Source organism: Azospirillum sp. FG154, assembly GCF_057809575.1.
In genome coordinates, this window is record NZ_JBMDKF010000015.1 from 62,389 (window position 1) to 81,045 (window position 18,657).

The window sequence follows — 18,657 nt, forward strand, 5'->3', positions numbered from 1 at the left end:
AGGCTTGCCGCACGGCCAGGGGCGCCAGTCGGCACCCCCGGCTGTCTGTTCGGCTTAGCGTTCGATTTCCTTGTTCCAGCGCTGGTTCCAATCCGGGCGCTTCTCGTTGATGACGTCCCAATCCACCGTGTTGGCGGTCTTCATGTAGCCCTGGAACTTGCCCATCGCGTCGGCCACCTCCGCCGGCGCCGACACCTTGGTGTTGGACGGGATTTGCGCGCCGAACTTCAGGGCGGCGAGCTGCGCCTCCTGACCCAGCAGATAAGCGGCGAGCTTTTGCGCGGCGGCGTTGTCCGGGTTCTTGTTCACCACGCACTGGCCGACCATCAGCACGACCGAGCCTTCCTTGGGCTGGGCGTATTCCACCGGGATGCCCTTTTCCTTCAGGCTGCCGACGCCGGTCGGGGTCAGCGGAAAGATGGCGGCTTCGCCGGTCTGCACCATTTCAGCGATCTTGGCGGAGCTGGGGATGTATTCCAGCACGTTCGGGCCGATGGTCTTGCGCCAGGTGGTGAAACCGGGATCGACGTTGCCCTCCGTCCCGCCCTGGATGCGGTTGTACATCAGGAAGGCGTGCAGACCGAAGGTGCTGCTGGCCGCCGATTGGACGACGATCTTGCCCTTGTATTTGGGATCGGCCAAATCCATCCAGGAGGTCGGGGCGGCCCAGCCCTTTTCGTCGAACATCTTCTTGTTGTAGGCCAGCCCGGTCATGCCCATGTTGACGCCGACCGCCATGTCGCCCTTCATCCGCGAGGACGGATAGACCTCGTCCAGGACCGGCGACGCTTCGGTCTTCTGACACAGCCCCATGCCGATGGCGCGGTACATCAGGCCGTCGTCCAGGAAGACGACGTGCATTTGCGGGTTGTCCTTCTGCGCCTGAAGCTTGGCGAGAATGTCGGACGAGGTGCCGGGCACCACCACCACCTTGATGCCGGTCGCCTTCTCGAAGGCCGGGAAGACGTTTTCGGTGTAGGTCTTCTCCATCGTGCCGCCGTTCATGCCGATGTAGACCGTCTTGGTCTGCGCGGCGGCGGGCGACGAGAGGGCCAGACCAACGGCCAGACCAAGGGCGGCGGCGGCAAGGCCGGTGCGGGGCAGCGAACGCGGGATGGGCATGGCGGTCCTCCTGGTTGGATGAAGTCTTACGGGGTGGGCGGGAAACGGTCGATGCGGAAGGCGTCCAGCGGGGTCGAGCTTTGGCCGTCGCGCACCAGTTCGGCCAACGCCTCCCCCACCGCCGGGCCGATCTGGAAGCCGGCGCCGGAAAAGCCGAAGGCGTGGAACAGGTTGGGGGTGGTGCGGCTGGGGCCGACGATGGGGTTGCGGTCGGGCGTGTAGCCCTCCACCCCGGTCCAGCAGCGGATGACGTGGGCCTTGGCGATTTGCGGAAACAGCTCCGCCGCGTCGCGCATCAGGGTCAAAACGGCGTCGCGCTGCGGGCGGGCGCGGTCGGCGTCCAGCGCGAAGCCGCGCCCGCCGCCAACCACCATGTTGCCACGCGGCGCCTGTCGGCCATAGACCCCGCCGCCCTCGACCCCGATGTTGACGGCGAGAAAGCGCGGCAGCGGTTCGGTGACGGCCATGTTGGGGTGCAGGGATTCCAGCGGAACCGGCTCGCCAAAGGCGGTGGCGATCCGCTGCGACCAGGCGCCCGCCGTGTTCAGCAGGAAACGCGCGTTCACCTCCAGCCCGCCGCCGCACAGCAGGGTGAAGCGGTCGCCGTCGCGCTCCACCCGCTCCACCGGGGTCTGTTCGCGCACCACCGCGCCGGACGCGGCGGCGGCGCGGGCGAAGGCGGGGGAGACGAGGCGCGGGTTGGCGTGGCCATCCTCCGGGCAGAGGGAGCCGCCGACCGCCCGGTCGCCCAGCGCCGGAAAGCGGCGGCGGAACGCGTCACCGGCGATGATCTCCAGATCCAGGCCGAACCCGGCGCTGCGCTCCCGATAGGCGATCAGCGCGTCCAGATCGGCTTCGCTGCGCGCCAGCTTCAGATGACCGGAGCGGATGTATTCGGCGTCGGTCCCCAGCAGGGCGGGCAGGCGGCCCCAAATCGCGTGGGCGCGCTGGGACAGCGGCAGTTGCTCCAACGGGCGGCCCTGGCGGCGCACGCCACCGAAATTGACGCCGCTGGCCTTGGCTCCGCACCAATCCCGCTCCAGCAGCGTGACGGAAAAGCCCATCTGGCGCAGGAACAGGGCGGCGGACCCGCCGACGATGCCGCCGCCGACGATGGCGACGTCGCACGCGATGATTTCTCTCATCGCCCCGCCTCCTCACACCGGGTGGTGGCCCGGGGGGTGGCGGAGACCGGCAAGGGCTTGATCGGCGGTTGGGCGCGCAGCCGTCCCACCCCGTCCGGCCCGGTTCCCAGCGCGCGGGCCAGCAATTCGGTCGTCGCCGCCGCGCACATCCGCCCCTGGCAACGGCCCATCCCGGCGCGGGTCAACGCCTTGGCCCGGTTGATTTCACGGGCTTGGCCGCTGGCGGCGACGGCGCGCAACGTTCCGGCGGCCACCCCCTCGCAGCGGCACATCATGGTGTCGTCGGCGATGGCGTCGGCCCAATCCGCCGGAAAGGGAAAGGCGGCGGACAGCGCCCGGCGAAAGGCGGCGACGCGCGACAGGCGGCGGTCCAGCGCCGTCGCCCGCCCGGCGTCGAACGGCAGCCCGGCGTCTTCCAGCAGCGCCAAGGCGGCGCGCTCCCCAGCCAATTCCGCCGCGTCGGCCCCAGCGATCCCGCCGCCGTCGCCCGCGACATAGACGCCCGCGACCGAGCTGCGCCCCGCCGCGTCGCGTTCGGGCAGCCACGCCCGATCCATCGCGTCAAAGCGAAAACGGCAACCCGCCAGATCGGCCAGTTGGGTTTCCGACCGCAGGCCCAGCCCATAGGCGACGGCGTCGCAGTCCACCCGAATCTCCCGCCCATCCGCTGGTCCAGCGCCCCGCCAGACCAGAGCGCTCACCCGCTCGTCTCCCTCGACGCGGACGGGGCGGACGTTGCTGTGAATCGGCACGCCATGGGCGCGCAGCCAACCGACATAGCACAGCCCCTTGGCCAGGGTGACGGGATCGCGCAGCATCCCCGGCAGCGCGCGGGCCTGAACCGGCAGCGGCGTCGTGTCGAACACCCCGACCACCTCGACCCCGGCCTTCAGATACTGGTAAGCGACCAGATAGAGCAGCGGCCCGGTTCCCAGAAAGGCCACCCGCTTGCCAACCGCGCAGCCCTGGAACTTCAAGGCGACCTGCGAGCCGCCCAGCGTGAAGACGCCGGGCAAAGTCCAGCCGGGAAAGGGCAAAACCCGGTCGGTCGCCCCGGTCGCCAAAATCAGATGGGTGAAGGGAACCGTCTCCGTCCGCCCGTCGCACAGCAGATCCAGCGCCCCGCTCTCGCAATTCCACGCCAGCGTGCGCGGACGGTAATCGACCCGGTCTCGGATGGACGCCATGGCGCGGTGCACGGCGTCGGCCTTGCCCGCCTCGAACCCATAAAGCGCGGTTTTCAGGCGGGTGAAGCCGCCATCGGGCGGTTGGCGGTAGATTTGGCCACCCCAGCGCGCCGCCTCGTCGATCACCAGCGGGCGCAGACCAGCGGCGACCAGCCGTTCCGCCGCGCGCACGCCCGCCGGACCGGCGCCGACGATGACGGGGTGAATCGGGGCGGTCACGACACGCCCTCCCCGGTCCACTCGCTGGCGCTGACCAGCCGCAGCCCCTCGGTGATGAAGGTTCCGCAGGCGCGCAGCCGCTCGCCATCCTCCGTCCGCACCCAGCAATCCTGACAGGCGCCCATCAGGCAAAAACCGGCGCGCGGGCTGTCGGCGAACTCCGACCGGCGCAACTGGTCGCCGTTGGTCAACATGGCGGTCAGGATCGTGTCGCCCTCCAACGCTTCGGCCGGGCGGCCGTCGAGCGTGAAGCGGACCACGCGGCGGCCCTGTTCGGCCACGCGCTGCAACAAAGCCATGAGAACGCTCTCCGAAAAGGTCAGCCGGTCAATGTTGACCGACGAGGATCCGGTCCAGGCCATAGACGCGGTCAAGCAGCAGAACCGCCACAGCCGTGATTCCAACAATGATCGCCGACACCGCCGCCATCATCGGGTCGATGGATTCGGTCGCGTACATGTACATCCGCACCGGCAGCGTCACCGTGGACGGCGAGGTGATGAAGATGGACATGGTCAATTCGTCGAAGCTGTTGATGAAGGCGATCAGCCAGCCGCCGGTGACGCCGGGCAGGATGATCGGCAAGGTGACGCGGCGGAACACCGTCGCCTCGCTTGCCCCCAGTGAATAGGCCGCTTGCTCGACGCTGCGGTCAAAGCCGGTGATGGCGGCGATCAGCAGGCGCATGACATAGGGGGTGACGATGACGATGTGCGCCGCCACCAGCCAGCCGAAGCTTCCCGTCGCCCCGACCAGCGCGAACAGCCGCAGCATCGCCACGCCCAGCACCAGATGCGGGATGATGAGCGGCGACAGGAACAGCGTGTTGAGAAAGCCGCGCCCGCGAAACTCCCAACGGGTGATCGCCAAGGCCGCCGGAACCGCCAGCGCCACCGCCAGCGTCGCCGACAGCAGGGCCAGCCACAGGCTGTTCCAAAAGGATTGCACAAAGTCCGGGTGATGGAACACCGCCTGGAACCAGCGCAGCGAAAAGCCGCGCGTCGGCAGCGACAGCGTGTTTTCCGGGGTGAAGGCGACCAGACAGACGATCACCAGCGGCGCCAGCATGAACAGGACGACCAGCGTGTGAAAGATCAGGGCCAAGGGTCCGTTGCGGGTCATGATGGCCTCACCCCAGTCGGCGGCGGTAGTGACCTTCCACCACGCGGTGGTAGGTCAGCATGATGACAAGGTTGGCGGCCAGCAGCAGCACGGCGACCGCCGCCCCCATCGGCCAGTTGAGATCGCTGAGATACTGGTCATAGACGATGGTGGCGACCATCTTCAGCCGCCGCCCGCCCAACAGACCGGGAATGGCGAAGGCGCTGGCGCTCAGGCCAAACACGATCAGGCTGCCCGACAGGATGCCCGGCAAAATCTGCGGCGCGACCACCCGCAGGATCGCCGTCCCGCGCGACGCGCCAAAGGACAGCGCCGCCTGCTCCACCGCCGGATCCAGCTTTTGCAGCGAGGTCCAGACCGGGATGACCATGAAGGGCAGCATGACATGGACCAGCGCGACGATCACCGTCCCTTCGCTGTAGAGCATCCGCACCCGGTCAAACCCCATGGCCATCAGCGCCATGTTGATCGGCCCCTCCGGCCCCAGCAACATGCTCCAGCCAAAGGCCCGCACGACGACGGAAACCAGCAGCGGGGCCAGCACCACCAGCAGAAACACCGAACGCCACGGGTTGCCCATCCGGCTAAGGATGTAGGCCTCCGGCACGCCGATCACCACGCAAATGGCGGTGGCCAAAGCGGCGACGCGGAAGGTGCGCAGGAAGATTTCCAGATAATAGCCGTCGGTCAGCACCGCCAGATAATGGTCCAGCGTGAAGCCGTGGGTCCGCCCGGTCGCGTGCTCGAACTCGTTGAAGGACAGCAGCGCGGTCAGGACCAGCGGCGTCAGGATCAGCGCGGCGAACAGCAGGGCGGCGGGGGCCGACAGGATCAGCGGCGTTGGGAAACGCGAGGCGGTCGCGCTCATCAATGCGCCTCCAGCGTCGGGTCCGGCGCCTCGGCCAGACGGCCACGGTGGACGCGGACGACCGATGGGTTCCAATCGATGCCGACCGGAACCCCGGTGTCCAGCGGCGCGGAACCATCGTTCGGCGTCACCGCCATCAGCGTGCCGAGCGGCCCGTCGATGTGGTAGAGCCACTGGCTGCCCAGGAAATAGCGTTCAGCCACCCGGCCCGGCAAGCGCCCCTGGCCCGCCGCGATCAGCCGCAGCTTTTCGGGCCGGACACACAGAGTCACCGTCTCGCCGCGCACCAGCGCCCCGGCGTCGATCTCCACCGGAACCCCGCCCAGCGACACCGTGGCGGCGCGGTCGTTGACCACCTGGACCGTTCCCGGCAGCAGATTGGTCTTGCCGACGAAGCGCGAAATGAACTCCGTTTCCGGGTGTTCGTAGATGCGATAGGGCTGGTCGATCTGGGTGATGCGCCCGGCCTCCATCACCACCACGCGGTCGCTGATGGAAAAGGCTTCGGCCTGATCGTGCGTGACCATCACCGTGGTGGTGCCGACCTTGCGCTGAATGTCGCGCAGCTCGAACTGCATGGCCTCGCGCAGCTTGGCGTCCAGATTGGACAGCGGTTCGTCCAGCAGCAGCACCGGCGGGCGGATGACGATGGCGCGGGCCAGCGCGACGCGCTGGCGCTGGCCGCCGGACAATTCACGCGGGTAGCGCCCAGCGTAGGGCGACAGATGCACCAGCCCCAGCGCCTCGTCCACGCGGTCCTTGCGTTCGGCCTTGGGCACGCGCCGCATGTCCAGGCCAAAGCTGACGTTGTCGAACACAGTCATGTGCGGGAACAGCGCGTAGCTTTGGAACACGATGCCCAGCCCGCGCGTGTTCGCCTTGGCGTGGGTGATGTCGCGACCGTCCAGCCGGATGGAGCCGGACGTCGCCTCGACAAAGCCCGCGATCATCTGGAGCGTCGTCGTCTTGCCGCAGCCCGACGGCCCCAGCAGGGAGATGAATTCACCCTTTTCCACCGACAGCGTCACGTCGCTGACCGCGTTCAGGGTCCCGTAGCGTTTCGTAATGTCTCTCAATTCGAGGAACGACACCGGGGTTACTCCCTCTTGGTCGGTTGAGCCTCACCTGTTGGCGCTGATGGTTCCGTGTGTGACCGTTTGGCGTCAACCGGCTTTTCCACGGAGAGAAAACTATTTGAGAAAGTTTCCGATATACGGAATAAATGACCCGGAATCGCCACCATGCCTTTGGACAGGATCAACCGATGACCAGTGACGACGCGGGCGCGAAATCCAGCTTGCAACGTGGCGTCGCCATTTTGCGCCTGCTCGCCGACAGCAACGAATCCGGGGCGCGGCTGACCGACATCGCCCGCGATCTGGGCCTGACCCCGCCCACCGTCCACCGCATCCTGAAAACGCTGGTCGAGGAAGGCATGGTGGAATCGGACAAGACGAGCAAGCGCTACCGCCTGGGCATCGACCTGTTCACCATGGCGGCGCGGGCGGGCAACCCGAACAATCTGCGCGACATCTGCCGCCCGATCATGCTGCGCCTGTCGGCCACCTTGCGCGACACCATTTTCCTGCTGGTGCGCAGCGGCTTCGACGCCGTGTGCCTGGACCGCAGCGAGGGGCCGTTCCCCATCCGCTCCTTCACCGGCGACATTGGCGGGCGGGTGACGCTGGGCGTCGGGCAAGGCAGCCTCGCCATCCTCGCCTTCCTGCCGGATGAGGAGCGGGAGGAGGTCATCCGTTTCAACCTGCCGCGCATGCAGGGCGTCGGCATCCTGGACGAGGTGTATCTGCGCACGGAAATCGCACGGGTGCGGGATCTGGGCTACGCCAGCCGCTCCACCGGCCTGCTGCCCGGCATGTCGGGCGTGGCCGTGCCGGTGTTGGACCGCGAAGGCCACGCCGTCGCCGCGCTCAGCGTCGGCACCATCACCGAACGGTTGAACGAAGAGCGTTTGCCGGTCGTGGTGGACATCCTCAAACGCGAGGCCGCCGGGGTGCGCCGCCAACTGAACCCCTTCGATCCGGTCCTGCGCCGCCCGGCGGCGGTTCTGGGCAGCGGCGCGGCGTGACCGGAAGCGCCGTCAGCGGGACAATTTTATCGGGCGCTTTTGGCCATAAAAAGCGCTCAAAGCAGGTTATCGGGCGTTATCCCCTTCTGAGCCGCTTATACTCACAATTAAAATGTTTCTTTTAACTCAGAGATAACCCTTATCGCCGCCCTCATGATTCCGGTCCATTTTTTAATAAATCACTGTGCATTATTAAACTCAGCAGACACCCAATCTTCTCTCCCAGAGTCACCCTATGACGATTGATGACATTTTAACCCGCGATCATCGGGGGCTTTCGGTTCTCATCATCGACGACAACAAATTCACCCGCGACTTGTTGCGCAAGATTCTGGTGTCCTTTGGAATTTCTGATATCACAGCCGCCGCCAGCGGCGAGGACGCCTTGCGCCAACTGCACGCCAGCCTGTTCGATCTGGTGGTCTGCGACATCGTCATGGATGGGATGAACGGGATTCAGTTCGTCAAATCCCTGCGCTGCAAAAGCGTGGCGTCGGCCAACGCCAGCAGCCTGCCCATCATCATGCTGACGGCCCACGCCGATGAAAAGCTGGTCATCGCGTCGCTGAAAGCCGGGGCGAACGGTTATCTGGTCAAACCCCTGATTCCCAAACGCCTGATGGAGTTGGTCGCCAAGCTCTGCCGCAGCACTCTGCCAACCCTACGCTGCCACAAACATCAATAAGATGGACTTACCCCTTTTCGTTTTTCATCAATCCGCCACAACGTGAAACACGAACAATATGAAAAGAAAATGGTTGGCAATTTATATTAAAACACTCTCAGCAATCCCCCCACGCATTCCTATATTGTGAAAAATTTTATCTTTCCAGACGCCCGATTGTTCGCAGAAACACTCGTCATATACGGGTAAACCCTAGATTTTTATCCATGATTCTTGAAGATTGATTTTACGAATTTCCTCTATGATCGCGTTTTCAACAGGCTTTCAGCGATCAGGCGCCACCATGATGATTGACGACATCTCCCCCCGCGATCACCATGGGCTGTCGATCTTGATCGTTGACGACAACAAATTCACCCGCGATTTGCTGCGGAAAATCCTGGTGTCCTTCGGCATCGCCGACGTCACACCCGCCGCCAGCGGCGAGGACGCGCTGCGGCAGCTCCATGCCAGCTTTTACGATCTGGTGATCTGCGACATCGTGATGGATGGGATGAGCGGCATTCAGTTCGTCAAGACCATCCGCTGCAAGATGATGCCGATCGTCAACGCCGCCACCTTGCCGATCATCATGTTGACCGCCCACGCCGACGAAACGCTGGTGATGGCGGCGATGAAGGCCGGAGCCAACGGCTATCTGGTCAAACCGCTGGTCCCGAACCGCCTGACCCATCTGATTGAAAAGCTTTGCCACAGCACCCTGCCGACCCTGCGTTGCGACGAGCGCGTCACCCGGTCGCGCGTTCCGCTGCCGCATCATTGATAAACGCGCGCTTGCCGGGTCCGCCGCGTGTATCATCGCGCCTCCCGTCCCCTTGCGCGCTCCCCATCATGCCGTCCCCCGCCTCGCTGTCGCTCCGCGACGCCCGCCGCATCGCCATCGCCGCCCAGGGATTCGGCGCGGCGCCGTCCGACCACGCCGACGCGGTGGAGGCGCGCCAAGCCCGACGGATGATCGACCGGCTGGGGTTGGTGCAGATCGATTCGGTCAATGTGCTGGTGCGCTCCCATTATCTGCCGCTGTTTTCCCGGTTGGGGGCCTATGACGCCGGTTTGCTCGACCGGCTGGCCTATGACGGCAAGCGGCGGGCCTTGTTTGAATATTGGGGGCATGAGGCGTCGCTGATTCCGGTGAGCCAACAGCCGCTGTTTCGCTGGCGCATGGCGCGGGCGGAGCGGGGCGAGGGGACCTACAGCGGTTTGGTCCGCTTCGCCCAGGAAAAGCGCGCCTACATCGCCCAAGTGCTGGCGGAGGTCACGGCGCGCGGCCCGCTCGGCGCGTCGGAATTGACCGAGGCCGGGCGCGGCGCCGGGGGCTGGTGGGGGTGGAGCGACGGCAAACGGGCGCTGGAATTCCTGTTCTGGTCGGGCCGCGTCACCACCGCCGCCCGGCGCGGCTTCGAGCGGCTGTACGATCTGCCCGAACGGGTGTTGCCCGCCGCCGTGCTGGCCGCCCCGACGCCGGAGCCGGAGGAGGCGCAGCGCGCCCTGTTGCGCGTCGCCGCCCGCGCCCATGGCGTGGCGACCGAACGCGACTTGCGCGATTACCACCGCCTGCCCACCGCCGACGCCAAGGCCCGCATCGCCGAACTGGTCGAAGCGGGGGAGTTGCTGCCGGTGGCGGTGGAGGGGTGGGACCAGCCCGCCTATCTCAGCCCGGATGCTCGGCGCCCGCGCAAAATCGCGGCCAACGCCCTGCTCTCCCCCTTCGATTCGCTGATTTGGGAGCGGCAGCGCACCGAACGGCTGTTCGGCCTGCGCTTCCGGTTGGAGATTTACACCCCCGCCGCCAAGCGCGAGCATGGCTATTACGTCCTGCCCTTCCTGATGGGGGACCGCATCGCCGCGCGGGTCGATCTGAAGGCCGACCGCAAAGCCGGCGCCCTGCTGGCGCAAGCCGTCCACGCCGAACCCGACGCCGCCCCCGGCCCAACCGCCGAGGCGTTGGCGGTGGAGTTGCGGCGGTTGGCCGGATGGCTGGGGTTGGAGCGGGTGACGGTGGTCGGCGCCGGGGATCTGGCCCCCGCGCTGGCGGCGGCGTTGTGAGGCTTGGCTCCGAACACGCCCCGGATCACTCCAGATGCGTCAACGGCAACCGGGTCTCGAATTTGACCTCTTTCAAGGTCACGCTGGACTTCACATGCGCGACCGCCGGAATCGCGAAAATCCGTTCGCTGAGAAAGCGCCCGTAATCCTGGGTGGACGGCACGACGATGCGCAGCAGATAATCCGCCTCCCCGGTCACGGCGAAGCATTCCAGCACCTCCGGCATCGCCGCGATGGCGGTTTCAAACTGATCGACGGCGTTTTCCTTGTGCCGCTCCAGGGTGACGTGGGCGAAGACGCATTCGGCCAACCCAAGCTTGCGCGGGTCGAGATGGACGGTGTAGCGGCGGATGACGCCGATCTCCTCCATCGAGCGCACCCGGCGCCAGCAGGGCGACGCCGACAGCCCGACCGCCTCGCCAAGCTCCTGCATGGTCAGGCGGGCGTTGTCCTGCAACGCGGCCAGAATGCCCTTTTCATGCCGATCCAGCTTGACCGTCACCGCCGTCCGTTCCTTTCAGTGTTCTAAAAGGCGAGCTTCTGGTCGATGGCCGCGTTCTTGATCGCCTTTTGCAGCTTCTCGAACGCCCGCACCTCGATCTGGCGAACCCGCTCGCGGCTGATGTTGTATTTCTGCGAAAGCTCTTCCAGCGTCGTCGGCGCTTCCCGCAGGCGGCGTTCCATCAGGATGTCGCGTTCGCGCTCGTTCAAATGCTCCATCGCGCCGACCAGAAGCTTGCGGCGCTTCTTCAGCTCCTCGCTGTCGGCCAGGGTGATTTCCTGGTTGTCGGACTCATCGACCAACCAATCCTGCCATTCCCCCTCGCCATCGACGCGCAGCGGCGCGTTCAGCGAATGGTCGGGGCTGGCCAGACGGCGGTTCATGTTGACGACGTCCTGCTCCGGCACCTCCAGCTTGGTGGCGATGGCGTTCACCTGTTCGGCGGACAGATCGCCCTCTTCAATCGCCTGCATCTGGCCCTTCAGACGGCGCAGGTTGAAGAACAGCTTCTTCTGCGCCGCCGTGGTGCCCATCTTCACCAGCGACCAACTGTGCAGGATGTATTCCTGGATGGCGGCGCGGATCCACCACATGGCGTAGGTCGCCAGACGGAAACCCCGTTCCGGGTCGAAACGCTTGACCGCCTGCATCATGCCGACGTTGCCCTCCGAAATCAGTTCGGAGAGCGGCAGGCCATAGCCGCGATAGCCCATGGCGATTTTGGCCACCAAGCGCAGATGGCTGGTGACGAGTTGATGGGCCGCCCCGGAATCCTCATGCTGCTGCCAGCTTTTGGCCAGCATGTATTCCTTCTCCGGCTCCAGCATCGGAAATTTGCGGATTTCCTGAAGATAGCGGGAAAGACCGCTCTCCGCGCTGATGACCGGAAGATTGGACGCTGACGCCATGACGCAAAACCTTTCTTCAACACCTGTTCCACCCGAAGGCGGCGCGGGGCCACAGCCCCATAACCATTCCGTGACGTTAAACCAAGAGTCCGAGAGCGGCGAATTAATTTAAAGTGCTTCTAAGATGACAAGCAGTTCATCGAAATCCTTGGGCATTGGCGCGCTAAAGCTCATGACCTCGGCGCTGCCCGGATGTTTGAAGGTCAGGCCGACCGCGTGCAGCGCCTGACGGGGAAAGCCGGTCAACGCCCCGCGCGCCGCGTCCGGCAGATTTGACGCGTGCTTGCCGCCCGGACGGCCCGAGCGGCCCCGGCCATACAGTTGGTCGCCGACCAGCGGGTGGCCGATGTGGGCCATGTGCACGCGGATTTGATGGGTCCGTCCGGTTTCCAACACGCATTCGACCAGCGCCGCCCCCATGCCAAAGGATTTCAGCACACGGTAGCGCGTGGCGGCGTGTTTGCCGCCATGCTCAACCACCGCCATCTTTTTGCGGTCGGCGCCGCTGCGCCCGATGGCCCCCTCAATCCGGCCCTGGCGCGGGCTGGGAACCCCCCAGACCAGCGCGTGGTAGGTGCGGCTCAAGGAGCGGTCGGTGAATTGTTCGGTCAGCCCGTGATGCGCCCGGTCGTTCTTGGCCACCACCATCAAGCCGCTGGTGTCCTTGTCCAGCCGGTGGACGATGCCGGGCCGCTTCACCCCGCCGATGCCCGACAGGCTGTCGCCGCAATGGCCCAGCAGCGCGTTCACCAGCGTGTTGTCGGGGTTGCCGGCGGCGGGATGAACCACCAGACCGGCGGGTTTGTCGATCACCAGAACATCCTCGTCCTCGAACGCCACGGCCAGGGGGATGTCCTGGGCTTCCGGTTCGGCAGGCTCAGCCTCGGGGATAAAAACGTCGAAAGTTTGGCCGGGTTTGACCCGCAGGGACGCGTCCGTTATCGTTCGCCCCGCTTCGCGGACATGGCCCTGCTCCAACAGGGCCTGCACGCGCGAGCGCGAGAGATCCGGCAATCCGGCGGCCAACGCCTTGTCCAACCGCTCTCCGCCGCCATCGACGGGTATCGTGCAGACGCGCGGCGCGCGGGCGTCGTCGGCGGCAGGGCTGGGGATCGGTTGGCTGTGGGGGGACTCGGACATCGGTCGGCCATGTTCCAGTGTCAATTCATCATCACGCAGTCGCATCGTCGGGAGTGGACCCCAAACCGTGCAGATCCTCAAGGCACTCGTCGTCATCATGGGCGTTCTCATCATCGCGGGCTTCGCCGTCATCGGCGTGGAGCTGTACAAGCGGATGTCGGACCCCGCCCGCGCCGCCGCCCAGGCCGCCGATTCCGAACGCGCGACGCCGTCGGGGCGTGACCCGGTCGACGTCACGCTGGACGTTCCCGCCGGGTCGCGCATCGGCGACACGATGGTCATCGGCAACCGCGTCCTGTTCAAGGTGACGCTGCCGCAGGGGCTGGACCGGCTCTATGTGGTGGACCCGCGCAACGGCGCCGTCACCGCCACCATTTCCGCCGGCAAGGCCGCGCCCTGACCCCATCCGCGCGCCGTTTCGCCCGCCCCCTGATACACCGATTGGATCCGCACCCATGCATGATTTCCGCAGCGACAATGTGGCGGGCGCCGCGCCGGAGGTGGTCAACGCGCTCGCCGCCGCGTCCATCGGCTCCGCCTCCCCCTATGGCGCGGATCCGCTGACCGCGCGCGTCACCGAACGCCTGTCGGCGATCTTCGAGACCAACGTCGCCGTCTTCCCGGTCGCCACCGGCACGGCGGCCAACGCGCTGGCCCTGTCGGCGCTGGTCCCGGCCTATGGCGCGGTCTATTGCCACGACGACGCCCACATCATGGTGGACGAGTGCGGCGCGCCGGAATTCTACACCGGCGGGGCCAAGCTGGTTCCGTTGCCCGGCGCCAACGGCAAGCTGACCCCCGACGTCGTCGCCCGCGCCATCGCCCGCGCGGGCGTCGGCGTCGTCCACAAGGTGCAACCGGCGGCGCTCAGCCTGACCCAAGCGACGGAGGCCGGGACGATCTACACCCCGGCGGAGGTCGAGGCGCTGGTCGAGGCCGCCCATTCCAACGGCGTCGCCGTGCACATGGACGGCGCGCGCTTCGCCAACGCGGTGGCCCGTCTGGGCTGCGCCCCGGCGGACGTCACCTGGCGGGCGGGCGTGGACGTTCTGACGCTGGGCGGCACGAAAGGCGGCTGTCTGGCGGCGGAGGCGGTGGTCTTCTTCAACCCGGCGATGGCCGAGGATTTCGGCTTCGCCCGCAAGCGCGGCGGTCATCTGGTGTCGAAGACCCGCTTCCTGTCGGCGCAGTTGGACGCCTGGCTGACCGACGATCTGTGGCTGCGTCTGGCCCGCCACGCCAACGCCATGGCCGACCGCTTGGCCGCTGGCCTGCGCGACCGCCCCGGCGTCGACATCGCCCATCCGGTGGAAGCCAACGAGCTGTTCGTCCGCCTGCCGGAGGCGACCATCACAGCGCTGGAGGCGGCGGGTTTCCAGTTCTACCGCTGGGACGACGGGTTGATCCGTCTGGTGACGGCCTTCGACACCCCGGCGGCGGCGGTGGACGCCTTCCTGGAAATCTTCACCCAGAGCCAAGAAAAGGCTTGATCGATCCGGCGTGGGCCGCTAAAAACTCGCCCACGCCGCCACGACGTCCCCATCGTCTAGAGGCCTAGGACACCGCCCTCTCACGGCGGTAACAGGGGTTCGAATCCCCTTGGGGACGCCACTCTCTCTTTGGAGAGTTGGACAGTTTGCAAGCGTTGCGCGCCAATATCCTTCAAATTGCTTCATGTATTGCGCCGCACGAGCAGAAAGCTCGACTCTGCGGTCAGGCAAAGCTGTCGCTTCCCACAAGCCGCGTTGAAGGTCGGTGACGCTTTTCCATGTCCGGGCCAATCTCGTGTCGGCCTGCGGTGGCTGGCTACGCGTTGGAAGCGTCATGTTCTGAATTGCAAGGGAGCAACACGAATATTGCGTGTCGGGATGAACGCGCAGTGGTATAGACTGTTTGCGCGATTGAAGAAATAATAGAGAAGTATTCGTTAATGAGCGGGTTTAAGGAACAGGGTTTTGGTGATCGGCAGGGCGCGGCGATGGCCGCAAAGAAAGATCAATTGAGGAAATTCCGCGAAAATTCCATCGTGAATGACGCGATTTTTGCCGAACAGCAGGCCGCCCGCCTCGCTGTTCGTGTCGCTCGCGAGCAACGCGCCGCCGAGCGCCAAGCGGAGCGCGAGGCCGCAGCGGCCAAGCTCGCCGCAGAGAAGCTTGCCGCTGAGAGCAAGGCCGCTCAAGAGATCGCGGCGCAGGCCGCCAGCCATCAAGATCTCCTGATCGAGCAAAAAGCCGCTCGGGATGCCCGTTACGCCGCTCGCAAGGCGCGCAAATAACAGCTTTTACCGGTGTTCGGCGGGCTTCGGCCCACCGCGCTCTTAAGACCCCGCGACAGTCATCAGACTCTCGCGGGGTTTTGTCGTTCACGGTCTCCGCAAGTCAGCCCAAACGACCGCGTCCCGCCAGACCGGCGCGGTGGTGCTTTTTGTCTCCAACGGTCGCTGTGGTCGCGTCGCATGCACACTTGGTTGCGTTACGTTTTCAACTCATTGGAAATAAGGGTTGTCATTCTCAATGCCCCCTTGACGCCAAGGCCACGGGCTTTCGCTCGCCCCACAACAGGCGGCTCAAGCGTCTTTGAGGTAGGGTTTGTAGAGCGCGTCGGTCTGCTGGATATGTTCAACAAACCAGTCCTTCAACAGAAGGATCAAATCCATCCGCAGCATCGTCGTGTTGTCGCCGTCAAATTCCTCATGCAGCTTGGCGACTTCACCGGCGAAATAGCGGTGAGCGGCGATGTGTTCGTCAAGATTGGGATAGGAACCACCCGCCATCAGCCCCTCTTCGCGCGCGAAATGAACCGTGACGTAATCGTTCAGGCTGGCGAGCAAGCCAGACAATTCCTCGCGGTTCGCCGGCGTGATGCCGCTTTCCAGCAAACCATTGAACAGCTTGAGAAGGTGTTGGTGCTCCCCGTCCAACACGGCGACGCCGACGCTCATCGTTTCGTCCCAGACAACATGATCCATGGCCCCATCCTCCCCCCGCGCGCGCCCCTGTTTTTCTGGGCGACGGCTGGCCAAACAGTCTAAATTGTCGATGTCTTGACAGGGATCCTAAAACCGGCAACGGTGCCAAGACAAAGCGGCAAATCCCCGCAGGGGGGGTGGTCATCCCGGTCCTCACGCGGGGCCTAATCCCCCGCCCCAAGCCTCTCTCCCTTTGATGTCTGGTGTTTTCGGAGAATCGGCTCATGGCCTTGCATGATGAGATCGCGGACAAGAAACGGGTGCTCGACGGCGCCCGCCCGCTGCCGCAGGACACCGTCCATGATCTGGCCGACTGGTTCGAGATGGAGTTGACCGTGGCGGCGGTGGGAATCGAACGGGTGCCGCTGAGCCGCGCCGACATCAAGGCGATCCTGGATCGGGGAACCCTGTTGCGCCACCGCGCGGTGGAGGAGCAGCGTTTCACCCTCAACCATCGCGGCGCGCTGGAACTGATGGCCCGCCTGTCCTTTGAACCGGCGGGCGTGGTCAACGAACGCACCATCGCCGCTTTCCACGGCGTGCTGCACCAGGGCATCGACGACGAGGCCGGGAAATACCGCAACGCCCCGCCCAAGGACGACGAGACCGGCAACGCCCCCGACCCGGCCAAGCTGCGCGTGTCGATGTCCGCGCTGTCGGGTTGGCTGCGCCGGGCCGAGGCCGCGCCCGACACCGCGTTCGAGGCGCACCACCGGCTGATGGCGATTCGCCCCTTCAACAGCGGCAACCGCGCCACCGCCCTGCTGCTGTGCAATCTGCTGCTGAACCGCGCCGGTTATCCCCCGGTGGTGGTCCGGGCGGAGGATCGCGCGCTGTACAATGATCTGGTCGAACGGGCGTGGTCGGTCGGCGACAAGACGCCGTTCCGCGACCTGATGATGCGCTTCCTCGATCAGAGCCTGGATGTCTGTCTGGTCGCGGCGGCGAAGGGGCCGACCGACCCGATCATCCCGCCCTTCGACGCCGAAGCCTGATCCTCCCCGTCGCGCGCCAGCGGCAAGCGCAGGCGCGACGGGCGGTCGGGGCCGCTGTGGATCAACAGGGTGATCGGCTGAGCGTCCACCCGCCGGGTTTCCCCCGGCTCCGCCCCCGTCCCCGGGTTGATCGGATAGGCGGGGAAGCAGGCTCCCGCCAAGCTGAGGCGCAGGGCCGACCCCGGCGCCAGCGTCGCGCAGGCCGCGCGCAGGCTGATGGTCAAGGGGCGGGTCGGATCGCCCGGCTCCACCCGCGCGTGCCCCTGGGTCAACGGCAGCACGCGGCCATCGGGGCGCAGCACCGACAGCACGGCGTTGACGTCGAAGGACGGCGCGTCGGCCTCCACCCACACATCCACCGCCACCCGACCGGCCAGCGTCAGCGGTTCGCGAACGGGCAGGCTGGTGTAGACCGCCACGTCGGGCCGCCGGTCCACGCTGGCGCGATCGAAACGTCCGGCGTCCGGCACGGCGTGGCCGCCAACCGCCGGGACCGGGCCGCGTGGGTCATGGACCAGCACGTCCAACTCGGCCAGTTCCCCCGGCTCCGGCGACAGCCGCCCGCCCTGGCGGGTCGCCAAGCCGTCGCTGGACAGCCAGAAGGCCGTCGTCGCCGCCGGAAGAATGGTCAAATCCTGCCAGCGCCCAGCCTCGACGTCGTGCAGCCGCACTGCGCCGCCGCGCTCGGCGGGCGGCGCGGATTCCCCTTTCAGCGTGCGGTCGAACCAGGCCAATTGCAGGTTGTCGAGCGACGGGCCGTCCTGCGGCCCCGCCGCCGTCCAGGGGCCGACCACCAGCCGAACCGGCGCGCGCGAGCGGCCCGCCAGCGCGTCGTGCGCGTCCAGCGTTCCCGCCAAACGGGGGTCGAACCAGCCGCCGACCTGCAAGACGGCGACGTCCGACGGCATGTCGGCCAGCAGGGCGCGCGGCGACAGCGCGTCCCAGCTTGGTCCAGGCGTCGGCATGGTCAGCCAATCGTCGTAATGAGGGGCGTAGCGGGCGTAATCGCGCAGCGCCTGCGGGCGCGAGGGAATTTCGTCGTCCAGCGGCAGGCGCAGCGCCGCGTCGCTCAACACGCGGTGAGCCACGCCATCCTCGACCCGGCGGGCCGATTCCGCCGCCATGCGCAGGGCCAAGCCCATGGCGTCAGCCAGACGGAAGGCTCCGCCCTCATAGGCCCAGTCGGAAAAGACGTCCCACCCGGCGAAGGCCGGGGCGACCGCGCGCAGAGCCGTCGGCGCCGCCGCCAGCGTCAGCAACTGCGCCATCCCAGCATAGCCGCAGCCATACAGCCCGACCGCGCCCGAGGATCCCGGCAGCGACGCCGCCCAGGCGACGGCGTCGGCCCCATCCTCGCGCTCCGCCTCAAAGGGGCGGAACCGCCCGTCCGAGGTGCCGCAACCCCGCACATCCTGCACCACCACCACATAACCGCGCGCCGCGTACCAGCGCGGGTGCGCGTAATGGCTGGTCAAGGCCGTCCGCCGCCCGCAGGCGACGCGCAACAGCAAGACCGGCCAAACCCCCGCCGCGTCGGGCCGATAGAGATCGGCGTCCAAACGCACCCCGTCCCGCGTCCGCATCGACACGGTTTCAGGGGGCCGGACCGGCAGGAGGGTGGTGGGGGATTCGAGGAACACGGGGGCGAGATGGGTCATGCGGCG

General features: G+C 66.3%; 20 protein-coding genes and 1 tRNA gene. 9 read left to right on the forward strand and 12 right to left on the reverse strand.

All coding sequences use genetic code 11. The features are described 5' to 3' along the window. Positions 1-54: 54 nt before the first annotated feature. Genes ACODS4_RS17580 through ACODS4_RS17610 form a run of 7 tightly spaced genes read right to left on the reverse strand, consistent with a single transcriptional unit; the run spans position 55 to position 6,754 of the window. Positions 55-1,122: an ABC transporter substrate-binding protein gene (locus ACODS4_RS17580; protein WP_488865918.1), complete on the reverse strand. Its 1,068-nt coding sequence runs from the start codon at positions 1,120-1,122 to the stop codon at positions 55-57. Positions 1,123-1,148: 26 nt separating this feature from the next. Further along, positions 1,149-2,267: an NAD(P)/FAD-dependent oxidoreductase gene (locus tag ACODS4_RS17585; protein ID WP_488865920.1), complete on the reverse strand. Its 1,119-nt coding sequence runs from the start codon at positions 2,265-2,267 to the stop codon at positions 1,149-1,151. Beyond that, positions 2,264-3,673 (reverse strand): FAD/NAD(P)-dependent oxidoreductase, encoded by a 1,410-nt coding sequence (locus ACODS4_RS17590; protein ID WP_488865922.1) that lies wholly within the window; start codon positions 3,671-3,673, stop codon positions 2,264-2,266. The genes ACODS4_RS17585 and ACODS4_RS17590 overlap by 4 nt, the downstream gene beginning before the upstream one ends. After that, positions 3,670-3,972 carry a (2Fe-2S)-binding protein gene (locus tag ACODS4_RS17595; protein WP_488865924.1) on the reverse strand — a complete coding sequence of 101 codons (303 nt, stop codon included), beginning with the start codon at positions 3,970-3,972 and terminating at the stop codon, positions 3,670-3,672. Before ACODS4_RS17595 ends, ACODS4_RS17590 begins: the two co-directional genes overlap by 4 nt. A 28-nt stretch (positions 3,973-4,000) precedes the next feature. Further along, positions 4,001-4,795: an ABC transporter permease gene (locus ACODS4_RS17600; protein WP_488865926.1), complete on the reverse strand. Its 795-nt coding sequence runs from the start codon at positions 4,793-4,795 to the stop codon at positions 4,001-4,003. A 7-nt stretch (positions 4,796-4,802) separates the two neighbouring features. Then, on the reverse strand, positions 4,803-5,663 hold the full coding sequence (locus tag ACODS4_RS17605) for an ABC transporter permease (protein WP_488865928.1): 861 nt from the start codon (positions 5,661-5,663) through the stop codon (positions 4,803-4,805). Continuing rightward, entirely contained in the window at positions 5,663-6,754 is a 1,092-nt protein-coding gene (locus tag ACODS4_RS17610; RefSeq protein ID WP_488865930.1) for an ABC transporter ATP-binding protein, read from the reverse strand. Before ACODS4_RS17610 ends, ACODS4_RS17605 begins: the two co-directional genes overlap by 1 nt. A gap of 173 nt (positions 6,755-6,927) precedes the next feature. Between ACODS4_RS17610 and ACODS4_RS17615 the strand changes: the two genes are divergently transcribed. The 4 genes from ACODS4_RS17615 to ACODS4_RS17630 all read left to right on the forward strand — a co-directional run bounded on the left by ACODS4_RS17615 (position 6,928) and on the right by ACODS4_RS17630 (position 10,480). Further along, a complete protein-coding gene (locus tag ACODS4_RS17615) occupies positions 6,928-7,749 on the forward strand; it encodes an IclR family transcriptional regulator (RefSeq protein ID WP_488865931.1) in 822 nt (273 codons plus the stop codon). A gap of 235 nt (positions 7,750-7,984) precedes the next feature. After that, positions 7,985-8,434: a response regulator gene (locus ACODS4_RS17620; RefSeq protein ID WP_488865933.1), complete on the forward strand. Its 450-nt coding sequence runs from the start codon at positions 7,985-7,987 to the stop codon at positions 8,432-8,434. A 283-nt stretch (positions 8,435-8,717) separates the two neighbouring features. Beyond that, a complete protein-coding gene (locus ACODS4_RS17625; RefSeq protein ID WP_488865935.1) occupies positions 8,718-9,197 on the forward strand; it encodes a response regulator in 480 nt (159 codons plus the stop codon). Positions 9,198-9,265: 68 nt separating this feature from the next. After that, a complete protein-coding gene (locus ACODS4_RS17630) occupies positions 9,266-10,480 on the forward strand; it encodes a winged helix-turn-helix domain-containing protein (protein ID WP_488865937.1) in 1,215 nt (404 codons plus the stop codon). A 25-nt stretch (positions 10,481-10,505) separates the two neighbouring features. On the opposite strand, the gene ACODS4_RS17635 is transcribed toward ACODS4_RS17630, so the two are convergent. From ACODS4_RS17635 to ACODS4_RS17645, 3 genes are all read right to left on the reverse strand, one after another. Next, entirely contained in the window at positions 10,506-10,982 is a 477-nt protein-coding gene (locus ACODS4_RS17635) for an Lrp/AsnC family transcriptional regulator (protein WP_488865939.1), read from the reverse strand. Between the two features lie 23 nt (positions 10,983-11,005). After that, complete coding sequence (gene rpoH / locus ACODS4_RS17640; protein ID WP_488865941.1) at positions 11,006-11,890, reverse strand: RNA polymerase sigma factor RpoH; 885 nt, start codon at positions 11,888-11,890, stop codon at positions 11,006-11,008. A 108-nt stretch (positions 11,891-11,998) separates the two neighbouring features. After that, complete coding sequence (locus tag ACODS4_RS17645) at positions 11,999-13,030, reverse strand: RluA family pseudouridine synthase (protein WP_488865943.1); 1,032 nt, start codon at positions 13,028-13,030, stop codon at positions 11,999-12,001. A gap of 67 nt (positions 13,031-13,097) precedes the next feature. Here ACODS4_RS17645 and ACODS4_RS17650 point away from each other — a divergent pair, with 67 nt between their 5' ends. The 4 genes from ACODS4_RS17650 to ACODS4_RS17665 all read left to right on the forward strand — a co-directional run bounded on the left by ACODS4_RS17650 (position 13,098) and on the right by ACODS4_RS17665 (position 15,305). Next, on the forward strand, positions 13,098-13,430 hold the full coding sequence (locus tag ACODS4_RS17650) for a hypothetical protein (RefSeq protein WP_488865945.1): 333 nt from the start codon (positions 13,098-13,100) through the stop codon (positions 13,428-13,430). 55 nt (positions 13,431-13,485) lie between these two features. Continuing rightward, the gene (locus ACODS4_RS17655) at positions 13,486-14,520 is read left to right on the forward strand and encodes a threonine aldolase family protein (RefSeq protein WP_488865947.1); all 1,035 of its coding nucleotides are present in this window, start codon (positions 13,486-13,488) and stop codon (positions 14,518-14,520) included. Between the two features lie 45 nt (positions 14,521-14,565). Continuing rightward, positions 14,566-14,641 (forward strand) — tRNA-Glu (locus ACODS4_RS17660). A gap of 319 nt (positions 14,642-14,960) precedes the next feature. Continuing rightward, complete coding sequence (locus ACODS4_RS17665) at positions 14,961-15,305, forward strand: DUF6481 family protein (protein ID WP_488865949.1); 345 nt, start codon at positions 14,961-14,963, stop codon at positions 15,303-15,305. Between the two features lie 291 nt (positions 15,306-15,596). On the opposite strand, the gene ACODS4_RS17670 is transcribed toward ACODS4_RS17665, so the two are convergent. Beyond that, complete coding sequence (locus tag ACODS4_RS17670) at positions 15,597-15,998, reverse strand: bacteriohemerythrin (protein ID WP_488865951.1); 402 nt, start codon at positions 15,996-15,998, stop codon at positions 15,597-15,599. A gap of 224 nt (positions 15,999-16,222) precedes the next feature. Here ACODS4_RS17670 and ACODS4_RS17675 point away from each other — a divergent pair, with 224 nt between their 5' ends. Continuing rightward, positions 16,223-16,993, forward strand: coding sequence for a Fic family protein (locus tag ACODS4_RS17675; protein WP_488865953.1), 771 nt, complete (start codon positions 16,223-16,225; stop codon positions 16,991-16,993). Here ACODS4_RS17675 and ACODS4_RS17680 read toward each other — a convergent pair. Then, positions 16,912-18,651 (reverse strand): CocE/NonD family hydrolase, encoded by a 1,740-nt coding sequence (locus ACODS4_RS17680; protein WP_488865955.1) that lies wholly within the window; start codon positions 18,649-18,651, stop codon positions 16,912-16,914. The genes ACODS4_RS17675 and ACODS4_RS17680 overlap by 82 nt on opposite strands. Positions 18,652-18,657: the final 6 nt, after the last annotated feature.